Origin of the sequence: Chondromyces crocatus, assembly GCF_001189295.1 — a bacterium.
Classification (GTDB): Bacteria; Myxococcota_A; Polyangia; order Polyangiales; family Polyangiaceae; genus Chondromyces; species Chondromyces crocatus.
Genome location: NZ_CP012159.1, coordinates 5,487,021 through 5,504,189, shown reverse-complemented (window position 1 = coordinate 5,504,189; position 17,169 = coordinate 5,487,021). Strand labels below are relative to the sequence as shown.

The following is a 17,169-nucleotide window of genomic DNA, read 5'->3' as shown; positions in this document are numbered from 1 at the left end:
GCTGCTCACGCCTCGAAGCGGGAGAGGACCAGCGACACGTTGGTCCCGCCGAACCCGAAAGCGTTGCTCATCACGTGGCGGAGAGGACGCTCTCGCGCCGTGAGAGGCACGAAGTCGAGGGGGCAGTTCGGGTCCTGGTCTTCCAGGTTGATGGTGGGGGGCACCATGCCGTCACGGAGCGCGAGCGCCGAGAGCGCCAGCTCCACGGCTCCGGCAGCGCCGAGCAGGTGGCCCATCGACGACTTGGTGGAACTCACCAGGAGCTGCTTCGAGAGCGCCCGTTCGCCGAAGAGGCCGATGATCGCCCGGGCTTCCTCGATGTCTCCCTGAGGCGTCGAGGTCCCGTGCGCGTTGATGTAGTCGATCGCGTCCGGAGCGAGCCGCGCGTCGTCGAGCGCCATCTTCATCGCGCGCTGCGCGCCCTCACCGTCCGGTGACGGCTTGGTGATGTGGTAGGCGTCGCACGACGCCCCGTACCCGACGAGTTCGCCGTAGATCGTCGCCCCACGCGCACGCGCATGGGTGAGCGACTCGAGGAGCAGGCACCCCGCCCCCTCGCTCATGACGAAGCCGTCGCGCCCGCGATCCCAGGGGCGGCTCGCGCGATGCGGCTCGTCGTTCCTCCTGGAGAGCGCGAACATCGCGCTGAAGCCGCCGACGCCGAGCCCCGTCACCGTCGACTCCGCTCCGCCCGCGAGCATGATCGAGGAGCGACCTCGGCGGATCCACTCGAAGGCCTCACCGAGGGAGTGCGCGCTGGAGGAGCATGCGCTCGTGTTGCAGTAGCTCACGCCGCGGAGGTTCAGCGAGATCGCCACCTGCCCGGCCGCGAGGTTCGCGATCACCGTCGGGATGAAGTACGGGCTGACCTTGGAGGGACCCCGCTCGTGGAGGGTGAGCGAGTGCTGGTAGAGATACTCCAGCCCACCCAGCCCCACGCCGATCAGCGTGCCGCACTGCTCCCGATCCTCGTCGGTCAGCTCGATGGCCGCGTCCTTGATGCAGAGCTGCGCCGCCGCCAGCGAGAGGTGGGCGAACCGGCCCATCTCCCGCACCTTTTTCTTCGGCATCCACTGCTCGGCCGAGAACCCCTTCACCTCGCCTGCGAAGCGGGTGGGAAAGGGGGCGGGGTCGAAGAGGGTGATCGGACCGATGCCGGACTCACCCGCGAGGACCGACCGCCAGGTCTCCTGAGTTCCGATTCCGTTGGGAGTGACCAGCCCGATGCCGGTGATGACTACGCGTTCCATGAATATTCCCAGCGATGGGCCGGGCGGCGCGGGCCGAGCATGAGGTCAGGGCGCCGGCTCCGCGGGCCCCGTCCGGCATGATTACTTCTTCGTGTGCTGCTCGATGTAGTCGATGGCGTCCTGGACCGTCCGGATCTTCTCCGTGTCTTCGTCCGAGATGTCGATCTCGAACGCTTCCTCGAAGGCTAGCACCAGCTCGACCAGGCCCAGCGAATCGGCGCCCAGATCCTCGATGAACGTCGCTTCAGGCTTGATGTCCTTCTCGTCGACGTCGAGTTGCTCCTTGATGATCCGCTTGACCTCGGCCGTGATGTCGCGCCCTTCCGCCATGGCTTCCTCTCCAGCAAAAACCGGGCTCCCGTCTACATCCAGGGGCCACGCCGTACAATCAAACGAAGGCCGCCACCCCGTCGATTCGAGGAGGCAGTGCTACTCGTTCGCGGCCCCTACTAGCCCATCGTTGACTTCACTGCACCACAGAAATCCCGCCGCGTCCCTTTTTCGATGACGCGCAACACCGGTGACACCTCGGCTACACGCCTCGGCCGACACCTCGTCTACACGCCTCGGCTGACACGGCGTCTCCATGCCTCGTCCGACCCCTCGTCGACGTGCCTAGACGTACATGCCGCCGTTGACGCGGAGCGTCTGGCCGGTGACGTAGCTGGCCTCGTCGGAGCAGAGGAACGCCACGGCCGCGGCGACCTCTTCGGCACGCCCGATGCGCCCGAGCGGGACGCCCTTCAGCAGGGTCTCCTTCATCTCCGCGTTGATCGTGGCCGTCATGTCCGACTCGATGAACCCGGGCGCGACGGCATTCACCGTGATCCCACGAGATGCGTACTCGCGGGCGAGCGACTTGGTCACGCCGAGCAGCGCCGCCTTCGTCGCGGCATACGCCGTCTGCCCGACGTTGCCCATCTCGCCGACCACGCTCGAGAGCAACACCACGCGGCCCGTGCGCGCACGCATCATCACCTTGATCGCGGCACGCGCGCACGCGATCGTGCCCTTGACGTTCACCGCGAAGAGCCGGTCGAGTTCTTCCTCCTTCACGCGGAGGAGCAGGTTGTCGATGGAGATGCCCGCATTCGCCACGAGGATGTCGAGCCGCCCCAGGCGCTTCGACGCCTCGGCGATCGCCGCCTCGGACGCCGCCATGTCGGCGACGTCGAAGCCGATGGCCTCCGCCTTCCCCCCCTTCGCCGTGATGCCGTCCACCACGGCCTTCGCCTCGGCCTCACCGCGGACGTAGGTGACCACCACGTGCGCGCCTTGCGCCGCGAGGGCCTCGGCAGCAGCGCGGCCGAGACCGCGAGACCCACCCGTCACGATCGCTACTTTATCCGTCAACTGGAACATCGAACCCGAGCCTCCGCTGCTTGACCTGTACCGCCCTCGCTCACGCGAGGAACGACGCCACGCTCTCGACGGTCGCGGGATCGTTCACGCCGAGCACCTTGATCTGCTTGGAGATGCGCTTCACGAGACCCGCGAGCACCTTGCCGGGTCCGATCTCCAGCGCGTGGGTGACACCTTCGTCGACCATGCGCTCGATGGTGCGCAGCCACTGCACCGGGCTCGCCACCTGCTCGACGAGCAGCGACCGCACCTCTCCCGGATCCCCGTTCGGCTCGCCGCTCACGTTGGCGATCACCGGGAACGCGAGCGCTCCGAATCGGGTCTCGGCCAGCGCCGCATCGAGACGCTCGGCCGCAGGGCGCATGAGCGCGCAGTGGAAAGGCGCGCTCACCTTGAGCACGACCATCTTCCCCCCGTGCTTCGCGACGAGCTCCCCCACGCGCGAGACCGCGCTCGCGTGCCCCGCGATCACCGTCTGCCCGGGACCGTTGTAGTTCGCGGCGGACACGATCTCCCCTTGCGCTGCCTCCTCGCAGAGGGCCTTCAGCGTCGGGGCGTCGACCCCCATCACCGCCGCCATGCCCCCCTGCCCCGCCGGCACGGCCTCCTGCATCGCCTCGCCCCGCAGGCGGCAGAGCCGCACGGCGTCCTCCAGCGAGAGCGCCCCCGCCGCCACGAGCGCGCTGTACTCGCCGAGCGAGTGACCCGCGGCGAAGACGGGCACCCCCAGCTCGGGGTAGCGCTCACGCAGCGCAGCGAGCGTCGCGCAGCTCGCCGCCACGAGGGCAGGCTGCGTGTTCCGGGTGAGCGTCAGCTCCTCGATCGGCCCTTCGAAGCAGAGCCTGGAGAGAGGCTCTCCCAGCGCGGCATCGGCCTGTCGAAAGACGTCGCGGGCCGCTTCGGACGACTCCGCGAGGGCCTTGCCCATGCCGACCTCTTGCGCGCCCTGCCCAGGAAAGAGCCATGCAACCTTCACGAGGGCGGCGCTTAGCACGGCATGGTCGCCCTGCGTAGGCACCTTGCGCCAGAAAGCTGCTTCAGGTGCGCGCGCAGCTCACATCCGCGCGCAGCTCACATCCGGACGAGCGCCGCACCCCACGAAATGCCGGCTCCCAGCGCGCACAGCAAGACGCTCTGGCCCGGCTGGATGCGCCCATCGCGCACCGCTTCGTCGAGCGCGATCGGGATCGAGGCGCTGGAGGTGTTGCCGTACTCCGCGATGTTGATCACGAACTTTTCGAGCGGGAAGCCGAGCCGTGACGACACCTGGGTGATGATCCGCAGGTTCGCCTGGTGCGCGACGACCCAGTCGAGTTCTGCGCTCGTCAGCCCGGAGGCCTTCAGCGCGTGCGTCGAGGCGCTCGTCAGGTTCTTGATGGCGACCCGGAAGATGTCCTGGCCCACCATGTGGACCTTGTTGCGCTTCCGCTCGAGGCCCTCGTCCGTGACGGGCTCCGCCGTCCCGCCGGCTGGCACGATGAGCGACGACGCCAGCGCACCGTCGGAGAAGATGCAGGTCGACAGGATCCCGCGTCCGTCCCCGCGCGCTGGCCCCAGCACGACCGCCCCCGCACCGTCGCCGAAAAGCACGCACGTGGTGCGATCCTCCCAGTTGAGGATGCGCGACAGGAGCTCGACCCCGATCACGAGGACGCAGTTCGCAGCCCCCGTGGCGATGAACTGATCGGCGATGGTGATCCCGTAGAGGAACCCGGCGCACGCCGCGGAGATGTCGAACGCCGGGATCTCCTCGGCGCCGAGCTTCTGCTGGACGTTCACCGCGCACGACGGCACGGGCGTGTCGCCGCTGATCGTCCCGACGATGATCAGATCGACGTCGGCGACGCTCAGCCCTGCGGCTTCCAGCGCACGCCGAGCCGCAGCGGCGGCCATGTCACTGGTCGTCTCGCCGTCGGCGGCCACATGCCGCCTCCGGATCCCCGTTCGCTCGGAGATCCAGGCGTCGGATGTATCGACGATTTTTTCGAGGTCGGAGTTCGAGAGCACCCGCGCCGGTGCGTAGTGGCCGGTCCCGAGGATCCGGCTCCGGGGCATCGGCGCTGGGTTGCTCATGAACGCTGAAGCAGGGAGCGGTGGCTAGCTACCGCTGTTCTCGCTGCCGGTAGGAGCAGCCTTGCGACCTTTGTAGTGACCGCAGGAACCGCAAGCGCGGTGCGGCAGCCGGGCTTCCCCACAGTTCTCGCAGGAGATCACCTGCACGGGGGTCACCTTGTCGTGTTGGGCGCGCCGCATGTCGCGCTTCGGGGGGGTCTTCTTCCTCTTCGGGACAGCCACGGGGCTACTCCTTCTTGCTCTTCTTCTTCAGTGTCTCGTTGCTCAGCGAGGCCGCGTGGCCCGCGGAACCGTTCGCCCCATTCAGGGCGGGAGGACCAGGGATGCGACCGGAGCGCTGAGCAAACCTGTCTCGGAGGTCGGCGATCGACGCCGGACGCTCTTCGGCGGGCTGCTCCGGTGGGGACGAAGGAGCGTCCTCCTCCGCAGACCCCAGCACGGCGGCACCGATACCCGGACATGCCTCGGAGCACAAGGGGAAGCTTGGCAGTTCGAGCAGGATTGCTTCCCGGACGAACCCATCGAGGACCACGATCTCGCCGTCGTACACGTCCTGGTCCGCTTCTTCGGACGAGAACTCGTACTCGGGCTCACGATCCGCGCTTCCCTTCGACTTCGAGGACTTACCGTTCGCCCCCTCGGCGTGACGCGCGGCCTTCGCGGGGAGGAGCAGGAGCGCCATCTCCGCGTCCACGGACACCTGGGCGGGGCCGAGGCACCGCGCGCAAGGGACGGTGACGCGCGCCCCGACCCGTCCACGAACGACGATCTCCGTGGGGCCCGACCGCGAGAGGCGGCCCTTGATGGTGCCGGGACCGAGTGCGATCGCCTCGGCCTCCGAAAGCTCGCTGGTCAGCCAGCTCTCCGGGAGGGTGGCGTCCACCGGCGTGCCGGTGATGTCGATGTCGTTGGCTACGTAGGAGAGGAGAGGCATGGTGACGGGCCTCCTGGGAAGCGCGACGGCAAACGCCGCCTGCACAGTTCAGGAGATGCGAAAGGACTGCCTAGCGCGAGGTGGTGCGGCTCGCAAGCGTCAGAGAGCCGCCGAGGTGCATCTCTCGCCGCTTCTTCTCTATCCGGCATGGCGGCACAGCGGCACGCCGGCGCGGTGGTACGGCGGCACGCCGACGCGCCGGACACGCCAGTCGTGCTCGCTGCGCGTGGTAGCGTCCCCGTCCCGATGACAGGCAAGCGCCAGGTCGCCACGCCCGAAGCGCCCACGTCCGCGCGCAGCACGCCTCTTCCGGACGAGCGCGCTCGATGGCGCTGGGTCGCCGCAGCGGCCCTCTACGGGCTGACGGCGCTCGTGTTCTTTCTGTCGGCCGATCAGGCGAAGCTCACGGCGCACACCCCCTTCAACCACTTCGCCCTCCTCGCGCAGAGCTGGCTGGAGGGCCGCCTCGATCTCGGCAGCGAGCCCCCGGCCTACACGGGGCACAACGATTTTGCAGTCTTCGACGGCAAGTACTTCATCAGCTTCCCCCCCTTCCCCGCCGTCCTCCTCGTCCCCCTGGTGAAGCTCGCTGGCAGCGCCGAGCTGGTGAAGGATGGTCGGTTCTTCATCGTCCTCGCCGGCCTCACCCCCGCGGTGCTCTTCCTCGCGCTCGAGAAGCTTGCGCCCCGCACCCGCCGCACCCAGGTGGAGAACGCCGCGCTCTCGATCTTCTTCGCGCTGGGCAGCGTCTACTGGTTCACCGCCGTGCAGGGCACGGTCTGGTTCGCCGCGCACGTGGTCGGCGCGCTCCTCGCCTGCGTGTATCTCTATGGCGCGATCGACGCCGCCCACCCGGTGCTCGCCGGCCTCGCGCTCGGCCTCGGCTTCGCCACGCGCACCCCGCTCGGCTTCGCGCTGCCGTTCTTCCTCTGGGAATTCCACCGCGTCAGCCGGGATCGCGGCGACCTCGTCACCCGCACCACGAAGCTCGGACTCTTCGCTGCGCCCTGCGTCGCGATCCTCGCCCTCCTGCTCTGGCACAACCACGCCCGCTTCGGCGACCCGATGGAGTTCGGGCACACCCACCTCGTCACGGCGTGGCGCCCGCGCGTCGAGCGCTGGGGCCTGTTCTCGTACCACTACCTGCCGCGGAACCTTGCGGTGATGCTCACGTCGCTGCCCTACACCGGCGTGGACGGCGTACCGTTCCAGATCAACGTGCACGGCCTCGCGCTCTGGGTGACGACGCCCCTCTACGCCTGGGCCCTCTGGCCGCGACGCACGTCATCCCTCTTCTGGGCGCTCGCCGCGACGGCAGGCCCCCTGGCGCTGCTCGACCTGCTCTACCACAACAGCGGCTGGGTCCAGTTCGGCTACCGGTTCTCGAACGACTACGCCCCCTTCCTGTTCGCCATGATCGCGGCGAGTGGACGGCGCCTGCGCGCCCCGTTCTACGCGCTCGGGATCGTGGCCATCGCCATCAACGCCTTTGGCGCGCTCACGTTCCAGCGCGCCGGCTTCGAGCGGTACTACTTCCTCGAACGGACCCAGCGCGTCCTGCACCAGCCCGACTGACAGTGTGCCGCCCCACCTCTCCGACGAGCGGCACCCGCTCTCCTCCACGCAGCGACGCCAGGCCGAAAAGCGTGAAGAAGCCCACATCCAATCCGTGAGACAGACGAAGCAAGCAGCAAGCTGGCGCACCAGAGCTGGCGCACCAGGTTCCAAAAATCCGTCCAGGCTTGCTCACGGGACGAGCGATGCACCGCCGATGACCGCTGGAACCACATGATCTCAAACATATTTTTGCGCGCACAGAGGCGGTGGCCCCTTTTTGCAGCGTGACCAGGTCGCATCGGCGGCCGACGCGACCTGGTCACGCTCGAAACATGGTCGCGTCGGCGGCCGACGCGACCTGGTCACGCTCGAAACATGGTCGTGTCAGCCGCCGACGCGACCATGTTTCGAGCGCCACCCCACGGAGCTCCCACGATGCCCTCCGGTTGCTCGTGCCCCCTGGTCACATCGGCCAGCGACGCCGTCATGGCCTGATCGCAGCGAAGCTCTTGCGCTCGGCTCCCGGCGCCGCTCCTGGTCGAAGGGGTGGTGGTCCCTGCTTCTGCGAACGTGTTTCGTGAGACCGGGGCTCGTCCACGAGCGCCGTCACCTGGTCCCGGGGCAGACCCCACCCCTGGCGCTCGCCTCCGTCACCAGGTCACGAGGGCAACCCGCCGAATGACACCGTCTCCGACACCTGGTTCACCTCGACGCCCTCTTCACATCCACTCAGGGCATACGTACCCCACGCGCCGGGATTCGCTCGTGCCCTCGCCACCACGGGCTCGGCGCGCTGCTCCTCACGGCACGACGGTGCACGCGCGTCAGCCAGCAGCGGGCGGAGGCTCGTTCGACTCGGCAGCGAGCACCCAGAGCACGGCCATCCGCACGGCGACCCCGGCCTCGACCTGGTCGAGGATCACGCTCTGGGGACCGTCGGCCACCGCGGGATCGATCTCCACGCCCCGGTTCATGGGCCCCGGGTGCATCACGAGCGCATCCGGTTTCGCCAGCGAGAGCCGCGCGGCGTTCAGGCCGAAGGCCCTGCTGTACTCACGGCTGGTGGGCAGGAAGGCGCCCTGCAAGCGCTCGCGCTGGACACGGAGCATCATCACCACGTCGGCCCCCTCCAGCGCGGGCTCCAGACGAGGGTAGACCTCCGCACCGAGCGACTCGGCCGCCGGCGGCAGGAGCGTGCGGGGACCGGCGAGTCGCACCCGGGCACCGAGCGCGTTGAGCAACCGCACGTTGGAGCGCGCCACCCGGCTGTGGAGGACGTCGCCGCAGATGGCGACGGTGAGCCCCTCGAACGCCCCCTTCTTGCGCCGGATGGTGAATGCGTCGAGCAGCGCCTGCGTCGGGTGCTCGTGCGTCCCATCACCGGCGTTCACCACCGCGGCACGAATGCGCGCCGCGACGTGATGCGGCGCCCCCGAGGCGCTGTGCCGGATCACCAGCACGTCGGGCTGCATCGACTGCAGGTTCTGCACCGTGTCCAGCAGGCTCTCGCCCTTCACCGTGCTCGACGTGGAGGCGCTGATGTTGATGACGTCGGCGCTCAGCCGCTTGCCCGCCAGCTCGAACGAGGTGCGGGTGCGCGTCGATGCTTCGTAGAAGAGGTTGATGATCGTCTTGCCGCGCAGCGTCGGCACCTTGCGGACGCTCCGGCGCGAGACGTCGAAGAACGACTCGGCCGCGTCGAGCAAGGCGAGGATCTGGTCGCGCGTCAGCCCCTCGATCCCGAGCAGGTGGCGGTGCGGGAAGATCCGCTTCATGAGCCCACCGTGGCCGGGCCGTCGGCGGGGGAGATCACCGACCACAGCTCACCGTCGCGCTCGATCACCTCGACCCTGCGCTCGCTCGCGACCTCGACGCTCCGGACGACGTAATCCGGGTGGATGGGCAGCTCCCGCCCTCCCCGGTCCACGAGCGCCAGCAGCTCGATGCGCCGCGGCCGCCCGTAGTCGAGCACGGCGTCGAGCGCGGCGCGGATGGTGCGCCCGGTGTAGACGACATCGTCGATGAGGAGGATGCGCCGCCCGTCGACGGGGAACGGGATGTGGCTCGGGCCAATCCGCGGGTTCGGGAGGGCCGTGGCGGCGTCGTCCCGGTAGAGGGTGATGTCCACCGCGCCGACGGGCGGAGCGTGCCCCTCGATCTCGAGGAGCAACGCGGCGAGCCGATGCGACAGCGGCACGCCGCCTCGCCGGATGCCGATGAGCGCGAGATCGTCCACCCCGCGGCCCCGCTCTGCGATCTCTCCGGCGACGCGCCGGAGGCCACGCCCGATCGCTGCCGGATCCAGGATCACTTCCATACGCGGCGGCAGGGCTACCACGTGCCTGACCGGTCCCCAAGTGGGGCCAACCCGGACCGCGTGCCCACGGGAAGGGGCCTGGCTTGCACGTCGCAGACGGTGCCCGACCGCCCGGGCACCGTCCAGACAGGCCCTCGGGCGCGCTCGCGCGTCGTCGCGCTTCGATGCCGACGCGCTCGCGTCACGAGAGCGCTCGGGAGGGTTTCACAGTCGCCCGGGTTTCCGATAGGCTCCCTCGATTGCTGAAGAGGTAGAGGCATTCATGTTTTCGCGAGACGTCCTCAAGATCGATGCCCCGGCCGTGGCGAGTGAGATCGAGCAAGCCATCCGGGATCAGGTGTTCGGGAAGCTCCGTCGTCGGGGCGCCGTGGTCGGTATCTCCGGCGGGATCGACAGCTCGGTGGTCGTCACCCTCTGCGCCCGCGCGCTGGGCAAGGACAAGGTGGTCGGCCTCTTCATGCCCGAGCGCGACACCTCCGACGACGCCCTGCGGCTCGGCAGGACGCTCGCGGATCAGCTCGGGATCGAGGCAGTGGTCGAGAGCATCCGCCCGGCGCTCGCCGGCTTCGGCTGCTATGCCCGCCAGGACGACGCCATCCGGATGGTCTTCCCGGAGTACGTCGAGGGGTGGCGCTTCAAGATCACCCTCCCCTCCATCCTGGAAGGCGATCGGCTCAACGTCTCGCAGCTGACGGTGCAGCCGCCCGGCGAGGAGCCCAGGACGCGGCGGCTGCCGCTCAAGGCTTACCTGCAGCTCGTCGCGGCGACGAACTTCAAGCAGCGCTGCCGCAAGATGATGGAGTACTACCACGGCGACCGGCTCAACTACGCCGTGGCGGGCACGCCGAACCTGCTCGAGTACGATCAGGGCTTCTTCGTGAAGCAGGGCGACGGCGCGGCCGATTTCAAGCCGATCGCGCACCTCTACAAGACGCAGGTCTACGCGCTCGCCGAGTACATCGGGGTGCCCGAGGAGATCCGACGTCGTCCTCCGACGACCGACACCTTCTCGCTGCCCCAGGGCCAGGACGAGTTCTACTTCTCGCTCCCGCACGACAAGATGGATCTGTGCCTCTACGCGCACAACCACGGCATCCCTGCGGCGGAGACGGCGCCTGCGGTGGGCATCACGCCCGAGCAGGTGGAGCGTGTCTACAAGGACATCGAGGCCAAGCGCCGCGTGTCCGAGTACCTGCATGCGCGGCCGTACCTCGTGCAAGATCCCGTCAAGGGATGACCACGACGGGATGACGTCGACGGTCGCGCGTGCGTTCTCCGGTTCGCTCGCGTGACCGTCTCCGCCACGCAGCGTTCACCGCGTCTCACGGCGCGCTGCGCGGCCATGAGCGCTCGACACACAAAGCCACGAAGTGATAAACATAACTGCTGAATTTTATGAGCACCGCGAGCACTGAAACCACGATCCGAAACTTCCTCGTCTCCTCGTTCGGATATCGCGGAGCCACCGCAGATCTCGGAGCAGAGGTTCCTCTCCTCGACCAGGGCATCCTCGACTCGACGGCCGTACTGGAGATCGTCCAGTTCTTCGAGTCGGACCTCGGGATCCAGGTCGACGACGAAGAAATGGTACCGGAGAATTTCGGCTCCATCGCCCGACTCATCTCCTACGTCGAGCGGAAGAAGAGCAACTAGAGGCGCCCCACCGGGCCACGATCCCGGAGCGTGGGCGCCGCGGGCACTGGCTCCGCCCCGTTCTCGAGGAGCCCGAGGGGAACGCCGTGCACACCGCCATCCGCGATCCGCTGTCGGATCGCTTCCTCATCGATCATGCGCTCCGCGCGTTCGCGGAGTCCACGCCGGACCGGCTGGCGCTCGTCTCCGAGGGGCGCCGGATCTCGTACGGTGAGCTGAACGCGCTCGTCGATCGCTGCGCGTCGGCGCTGCGCGAGGTGGGTGTCGTCCGTGGCGAGCGGGTCGTGGTGGCGCTCGACAACGGCGTCGACGCGGTCGTCAGCTACTACGGGGCGATCCGCGCCGACGGGGTCCCTTCCCTGCTGCCGACGAACACGCGCCCGCGGCGCCTCGGCCAGGTGCTGGCGCTGGCGGAGGCGCGCGCCTTGATCATCGCCCGGAGCATGCAGGAGTGCCTGGCTTCCCTCGACGGCCTGCCGCAGGCCGCGCGGCCCGCAGCGGTCTTCCTCCAGGGTCCCACGCCCCCCGCTCCAGCGGTGCCAGCCGCAGGGGGTGGTCCGGCGGCGGCGAGCGCGCCCGGTGCGCCGGGGCCTGCGTTCGTCGGCGGACTGGATCTCGGCGAGGCGCTGTCGAACGCGGGAGCGCACGCCCCCGAGCGACGCGCCATCGAGCTGGATCTCGCCACGCTCTGCTGGACGAGCGGCTCCACCGGCGAGCCCAAGGGGGTGATGCTCACGCACCAGAACCTCCGCAACAGCGCCGCCGCCATCGGCGCCTACCTCGATCACTCGGCCAGCGACGTGACCCTCTGCGTCCTGCCGCTGTCGCACACCTACGGGCTGTTCCAGCTCCTCGTGACCCACACCTTCGGCGGGACGGTGGTGCTGGAGAAGGGGTTCGGGATGCCGTGGCCCATCGTGCAGCGCATGGCAGAGGAGCGGGTCACCGGCTTCGCAGGGGTCCCGACGATCTTCGCGTCCATGCTCTCGCTGAAGAACATGGCCAAGGCCGATCTCAGCGCCCTCCGCTACATGACGAACGCCGCCTACGGGCTGCCCGCGGCGCAGGTGGTGCGGCTGCGGGAGCTTCTGCCGCAGGTCCGCTTTTTCGCGATGTACGGGCAGACCGAGTGCACGCGGGTGTGTTACCTGCCTCCCGAGGTGGCGCTCGATCGTCCTGCGTCGGTCGGGATCGCCATGCCCAACGAGGAGCTGTGGATCGAGCGTGAGGACGGGACCCACGCCGCGCCCGGAGAGACGGGAGAGCTCGTGGTGCGCGGTCCGAACGTGATGCGCGGCTACTGGCGCAACCCGGAGGCCACGGCGCGCGCGCTGAAGCCGGGGCCGATCCCGGGCGAGGTCGTGCTGCACACGGGGGATCTCTTCAAGGCCGACGAGAGCGGCTACCTGTACTTCGTGGCGCGCAAGGACGACGTCATCAAGACGCGCGGGGAGAAGGTCAGCCCCCTGGAGGTGGAGTCGGTGATCTGCAAGATCGCCGGCGTGATCGAGGTGGCGGCGGTGGGGGTGCCGGATCCGGTGCTGGGTCAGGCGATCAAGGTCGCGGTGGTCAAGGGAGCAGAGGGCGACGTGAGCGCCGACGACATCCGGCGTCGCGTGCGGGCCGAACTCGATGAGGTCGCCGTGCCCAAGTTCGTCGAGTTCGTGGATGCTCTGCCGAAGACGGCGAGCGGCAAGGTCAAGAAGAGCGAGCTTGTCTGATGTGTGGAATTGCTGGCCTCATCAACGTGCGCGCGGATGCTCCACCTCCCGATCGCGAGCTCGCGCTGCGCATGGCGCGCGCGATCCGTCACCGGGGGCCTGACGGTTACGGGATCTACCGTGATCAGCACGTGGCGCTCACGCACGCGCGGTTGTCGATCATCGATCTCGACGGCGGCTGGCAGCCGATGGCCAACGCCGAGGGGTCGATCTGGGTCTGCTTCAACGGCGAGATCTTCAACTACATCGAGCTGCGCGAGGATCTGAGCGCGAAGGGGCACCGGTTCCGGACGAAGAGCGACACCGAGGTGCTGATCCACGCCTACGCCGAATACGGCGAGGCCATGGTGGATCGGCTGAACGGTCAGTGGGCGTTCGTGCTCTGGGACGTCGCGCGGAAGCGAGCGCTCTTCTCGCGGGATCGGGTGGGCATCAACCCGCTCTTCTGGACGGTCCACGAGGGGGTGCTGCGCTTCGCGAGCGAGGTGAAGGCGCTGTTCCAGGATCCGTCGGTGCCGCGGGGCTTCTCGAAGGAGGGGCTGGACGAGGCGCTCACCTTCTGGGCGCCGATCGCGCCGCTCACGCCGTTCCGGGGGGTGCAGCAGCTCCCGCCCGGGTCGGTGGCGGTGATGGACGTGGGACAGCACGGGGAGCCGCGGGTCAGCATCCGATGGCGGCCCGACTTCCCGGAGAAGGGCGCTTCCCGAGGCGGGGACGAGGCGGCGGCCATGGCCGGGGTGCGCGAGGCGGTCCAGGGTGGGTCGACCATCCGGCTGCGCGCGGACGTGCCCGTGGGCAGCTACCTCTCGGGTGGCCTCGACTCGACCATCGTGGCCTCGCTCATCGCGTCGAACCGCGAGATCCCGCTCCGCACCTTCTCGGTGGAGTTCGACAACCGCGAGTTCGACGAGGCCGAGCACCAGCAAGCCGCGGTGGCGCACCTGGGGACGGCGCACGCCGCGATCCGGTGCGGGGATCCGCAGATCGCCGAGGTGTTCCCCGAGGTCGTCTACCACGCGGAGGCGCCCTTGCTGCGCACGGCTCCTGCGCCGCTCTTCATCCTGGCGAGCCTGGTGCGGAAGAGCGGCTACCGGGTGGTGCTGACCGGCGAAGGGGCCGATGAGTTCTTCGCGGGCTACGACATTTTCCGCGAGGATCGGGTGCGGCGCTTCTGGGCGCGCCACCCCGAGAGCAAGTTCCGGCCGCAGCTCTTGATGCGGCTCTACCCCTACCTGCAGCGCTCCCCCGTGGCGCAGGTGCAGATGGCGAAGGCGTTCTTCGGCCGGAACTTGAGCCAGACCGACGATCCCTTCTACTCGCACCGGCCGCGCTGGGATGGGACGGGGCGCATCAAGCTGATGCTGGATCCAGCGATGCGCGAGGGGCTCGCGGCCGACGCGGCGGTCGAGCAGCTCCGCGCGCGGCTGCCGGAGGACTACATGCGCTGGTCGCCGCTCGCCCGCGCGCAGTACCTGGAGATCGTGACCCTGCTCTCGGGGTACCTGCTGTCGTCGCAGGGGGAGCGGATGATGATGGCGAACTCGGTCGAGGGGCGGTTCCCCTTCCTCGATCCGCGGGTCATGGACGTCGCCGATGCGCTGCCGGACGCGCTCAAGCTGCGGGTGCTCGACGAGAAGCACGTGCTCAAGCAGGCGATGCGCGACATTCTCCCGCCGAGCGTGCTGGCGCGGACGAAACAGCCTTACCGCGCGCCGGTGGTCGCTCCGTTCTTCGGAGCGGAGGTGCCGCGCTACGTCGAGGAGTGCCTGTCGCCCGAGGCGATCCAGGCCGCCGGCGTGTGGCAGCCTCAGCTCGTGGCGGCGCTCGTGGCCAAGTGCAAGAAGACCGGCGGCAAGGCGATGAGCAACACGGACGACATGGCGTTCTGCGCCATCCTGTCGACGCAGCTCATGGCGCGGGATCTGATCGATGGCGCCCGCCTGCGCGCCGCTGGCGAAGACGCGAGCGGAAAGCTGGGGGTGGATGTGGATCGGGTGCTCGCGCCTATTTGACCATCTTGTAGATGGCGCGCTCCGTCGACCAGTAGATGCGCGTGGCATCGGTGGTCACCGTCAGCGTCGGACCCGTGGCGGGGATGCGGTGCTGGGAGGCGGAGTTCTCGTCGCGGTGGACCCAGAAGATCCCGAAGTCGCTCGAGTCGCTCCAGTACACACGCTCGCCGTCCACGAAGATGTCCCTCGGGGCGGGGCTCTCGCCGAGCGGCTCGATGGTCGCGCTGCTCAGGTGGTAGCGCATGATCGCGCCGCGAAGGGGCGCACCGGACGCGTTGCGATCGGGCTCCGTGGTCCAGTAGACGTACTTGTCGTCCACGGCGATCGAGCGCAGGTCCACACCCGTGGTGCCGGTCCAGATCATGGTCGGGATCTTGGAGGCCTTGGTCGCGCGCATCACGGTCCGGTTGCCCTGGCTCACCCAGTAGACGTGGGTGGCATCGACCGCGACGCCGTACGCGCCGGACTGGGAGCTGACGAAATCCAGGGAGGAGCCCTGAGTGCCTGGTGACGCCATCCGGCGCACTTTGTTGGCGTACTGGTCGGTCCAGTAGAGGGCCTCTCCATCCAGGGCCAGTCCGACGAGGCTGGTGCCTCCGCTCAGGGAGAGGATGCCACTGCCATCCAGGCCCATGCGCATGAGGGCCACGGAGGGGGGGTTGCGTCGGGTCCAGTAGAGGAAGCCGCGATCGAGCGCGAGGCGACTCGGCGCGCCCTGGTTGCCGATCAGGGTCTGCGCAGGCCCATCGAGCGCGATCGGGCGCTTGACGATGGAGCCAGTCGCGTCGACCAGGCTCCCCTGGTTCACCCAGTAGAGGAACGTGCCGTCCGAGGCGAGGCTCACCGGCCCGAGCTGGTTGTCGGCCACGAGCACCGGGCCGCAGCTCCCCGCATTGCACGCGCCGGTCTCGCAGGTCTTCCCGCACTCGCCACAGTTGCCGTCGTCCTGGCCGAGGAGGAAGGTGTCGCAGACGCCGTCGCAGACGCCGCAGTCGGCAAACCCAGCCTGGCAGTCGGAGGCGCACGGGAGCTCGCCCCCCTCGGGGCCGCCCGCAGCGCCACCCGTGCCGTCGCCTCCACCTGGGCCGGCCACGGTGGCGTTCCCCCCGGAAGCTCCCCCCTGCCCTCCCGCGGAGGTGGTGGACGTCGTCGGTCCGTCGGTGATCGCCGGCTCCCCTTCGGTGGCGGGTTCCAGCTCGAAATCGCCGAGGAGCGCGTTGCAGGCGGCGCTCGAGAAGGTGAAGCCGAGGAGGAGCCAGCCGAGATGCGAGGTGATGCCGTTCATCAGAAGCTTCCTTTCGCTCCCACGTAGCCAGGCCCGATCTGCGGCGCGATTCGCAGACCCTGCGGGGATGACGTGCGCGAGGCGTCGACGGTGGGCATGGTGAGCAGGAGGAGGCTTCCGCCCACGATCCCGGCGCCTCCGACGATGAAGCCGACGGTGGAGAGGGTGCCCAGCGTGCGGTAGGTGTCACGCGCGCCTTCGTGCTGGCGGGGGCAGACGTCGCCCGGACACACCTCGGTGAGCGCCGCATGACGCGCGAGGGCCATGATGCCGGTGACGCCTCCGAGGACGATGCCCGCTCCACCCACGCCGAGGGCGGTGAGCCCGAGGGCCTTGCTGGGGAAGCCGGAGCGAGGCGGCGCCAGGGGGGCCTCTTCGGGGCGCGGCGGCGTGGCTTCGGGCGTCGTGGAGGCCAGGGTGAGGTGCACGTCCTGGTGCGTGCCTTCAGCGAGGAAGATGCTGGCCTCCGCGGCACGATGGCCAGGGGCGATCGCCCGGATGGTGTGCTCGCCGGGATCGACGGGACGTCGTGCTCCGATGGCAGCGGAAGGGATCGGGACGCCGTCGATCATCACCTGGGAGGGGTGCGCGCCGTCGACGCGGATCGTCACGGCGGGGACCCGGGGCGAGAGCTCGAGGACCTCGCGTCGTGCCTCCTCCAGGGCCAGGGTGAAGGCCTCCGGGGCGTCGGGCGCGATGCCCTCGCGCAGGATGCGGTTGTACGCTTCCTGGGCTTCGATGAGGTGGCCGAGGCCCACCTGAGCGCGCGCCACGCCGATGAGCAAGGTGGGCGCGTGGATGATGGCGTCCGCTCGGGTGAAGCGATCACGGGCGGTGTCGAAGTCGCCATCGTCCAGCGCGTCCTGGCCCTCCTGAGCCAGGGTGCGCGCCGTCGCCCGATCGACGTCCGAGGTGTCGGCGTGCGCCACCGTCGGCATGAACCACAAGCATGCACCCAGTCCCAGCGCGCAGAGGCGAAGCGTCATGATGGTCTGCTCCTGATCG

16 protein-coding genes are annotated in these 17,169 nt (G+C 69.0%); 5 read left to right on the top strand and 11 right to left on the bottom strand.

Going from position 1 to position 17,169, the window contains the following annotated elements; genetic code table 11:
• Positions 1–5 precede the first annotated feature (5 nt).
• From fabF to CMC5_RS20240, 7 genes are all read right to left on the bottom strand, one after another.
• Positions 6–1,250 (bottom strand): beta-ketoacyl-ACP synthase II, encoded by a 1,245-nt coding sequence (fabF, locus tag CMC5_RS20265; protein ID WP_050431960.1) that lies wholly within the window; start codon positions 1,248–1,250, stop codon positions 6–8.
• Positions 1,251–1,331: 81 nt separating this feature from the next.
• On the bottom strand, positions 1,332–1,580 hold the full coding sequence (acpP, locus tag CMC5_RS20260; RefSeq protein ID WP_050431959.1) for an acyl carrier protein: 249 nt from the start codon (positions 1,578–1,580) through the stop codon (positions 1,332–1,334).
• 285 nt (positions 1,581–1,865) lie between these two features.
• A complete protein-coding gene (locus tag CMC5_RS20255; RefSeq protein ID WP_050431958.1) occupies positions 1,866–2,612 on the bottom strand; it encodes a 3-oxoacyl-ACP reductase family protein in 747 nt (248 codons plus the stop codon).
• Positions 2,613–2,652: 40 nt separating this feature from the next.
• The gene (fabD, locus tag CMC5_RS20250) at positions 2,653–3,588 is read right to left on the bottom strand and encodes an ACP S-malonyltransferase (protein ID WP_050431957.1); all 936 of its coding nucleotides are present in this window, start codon (positions 3,586–3,588) and stop codon (positions 2,653–2,655) included.
• 95 nt (positions 3,589–3,683) lie between these two features.
• A complete protein-coding gene (locus tag CMC5_RS20245; RefSeq protein WP_050431956.1) occupies positions 3,684–4,667 on the bottom strand; it encodes a beta-ketoacyl-ACP synthase III in 984 nt (327 codons plus the stop codon).
• 42 nt (positions 4,668–4,709) lie between these two features.
• Positions 4,710–4,907 (bottom strand): 50S ribosomal protein L32, encoded by a 198-nt coding sequence (gene rpmF / locus CMC5_RS42765; RefSeq protein ID WP_082362641.1) that lies wholly within the window; start codon positions 4,905–4,907, stop codon positions 4,710–4,712.
• Positions 4,908–4,911: 4 nt separating this feature from the next.
• On the bottom strand, positions 4,912–5,619 hold the full coding sequence (locus tag CMC5_RS20240) for a YceD family protein (protein ID WP_050431955.1): 708 nt from the start codon (positions 5,617–5,619) through the stop codon (positions 4,912–4,914).
• A 246-nt stretch (positions 5,620–5,865) separates the two neighbouring features.
• Here CMC5_RS20240 and CMC5_RS20235 point away from each other — a divergent pair, with 246 nt between their 5' ends.
• A complete protein-coding gene (locus CMC5_RS20235) occupies positions 5,866–7,194 on the top strand; it encodes a hypothetical protein (protein ID WP_245678539.1) in 1,329 nt (442 codons plus the stop codon).
• A gap of 806 nt (positions 7,195–8,000) precedes the next feature.
• Here the strand turns inward: CMC5_RS20235 and CMC5_RS20230 are convergent.
• The gene (locus CMC5_RS20230; protein WP_050436018.1) at positions 8,001–8,951 is read right to left on the bottom strand and encodes an aspartate carbamoyltransferase catalytic subunit; all 951 of its coding nucleotides are present in this window, start codon (positions 8,949–8,951) and stop codon (positions 8,001–8,003) included.
• Entirely contained in the window at positions 8,948–9,493 is a 546-nt protein-coding gene (pyrR, locus tag CMC5_RS20225; protein WP_050431954.1) for a bifunctional pyr operon transcriptional regulator/uracil phosphoribosyltransferase PyrR, read from the bottom strand. Before pyrR ends, CMC5_RS20230 begins: the two co-directional genes overlap by 4 nt.
• A gap of 262 nt (positions 9,494–9,755) precedes the next feature.
• Here pyrR and nadE point away from each other — a divergent pair, with 262 nt between their 5' ends.
• The 4 genes from nadE to asnB all read left to right on the top strand — a co-directional run bounded on the left by nadE (position 9,756) and on the right by asnB (position 14,879).
• Positions 9,756–10,730 carry an NAD(+) synthase gene (nadE, locus tag CMC5_RS20220; protein ID WP_050431953.1) on the top strand — a complete coding sequence of 325 codons (975 nt, stop codon included), beginning with the start codon at positions 9,756–9,758 and terminating at the stop codon, positions 10,728–10,730.
• A gap of 158 nt (positions 10,731–10,888) precedes the next feature.
• Positions 10,889–11,146 (top strand): acyl carrier protein, encoded by a 258-nt coding sequence (locus CMC5_RS20215; RefSeq protein WP_050431952.1) that lies wholly within the window; start codon positions 10,889–10,891, stop codon positions 11,144–11,146.
• An 86-nt stretch (positions 11,147–11,232) separates the two neighbouring features.
• Entirely contained in the window at positions 11,233–12,867 is a 1,635-nt protein-coding gene (locus CMC5_RS20210; RefSeq protein ID WP_050431951.1) for a class I adenylate-forming enzyme family protein, read from the top strand.
• Positions 12,867–14,879: an asparagine synthase (glutamine-hydrolyzing) gene (asnB, locus tag CMC5_RS20205; RefSeq protein WP_050431950.1), complete on the top strand. Its 2,013-nt coding sequence runs from the start codon at positions 12,867–12,869 to the stop codon at positions 14,877–14,879. Before CMC5_RS20210 ends, asnB begins: the two co-directional genes overlap by 1 nt.
• On the opposite strand, the gene CMC5_RS20200 is transcribed toward asnB, so the two are convergent.
• Both CMC5_RS20200 and CMC5_RS20195 read right to left on the bottom strand, forming a co-directional pair.
• Positions 14,872–16,164, bottom strand: a complete 1,293-nt coding sequence (locus CMC5_RS20200; protein ID WP_050431949.1) for a hypothetical protein — start codon at positions 16,162–16,164, stop codon at positions 14,872–14,874. The two genes, asnB and CMC5_RS20200, sit on opposite strands and share 8 nt — an antisense overlap.
• Positions 16,164–17,150, bottom strand: coding sequence for an outer membrane protein assembly factor BamD (locus CMC5_RS20195; protein ID WP_050431948.1), 987 nt, complete (start codon positions 17,148–17,150; stop codon positions 16,164–16,166). Before CMC5_RS20195 ends, CMC5_RS20200 begins: the two co-directional genes overlap by 1 nt.
• Positions 17,151–17,169 lie beyond the last annotated feature (19 nt).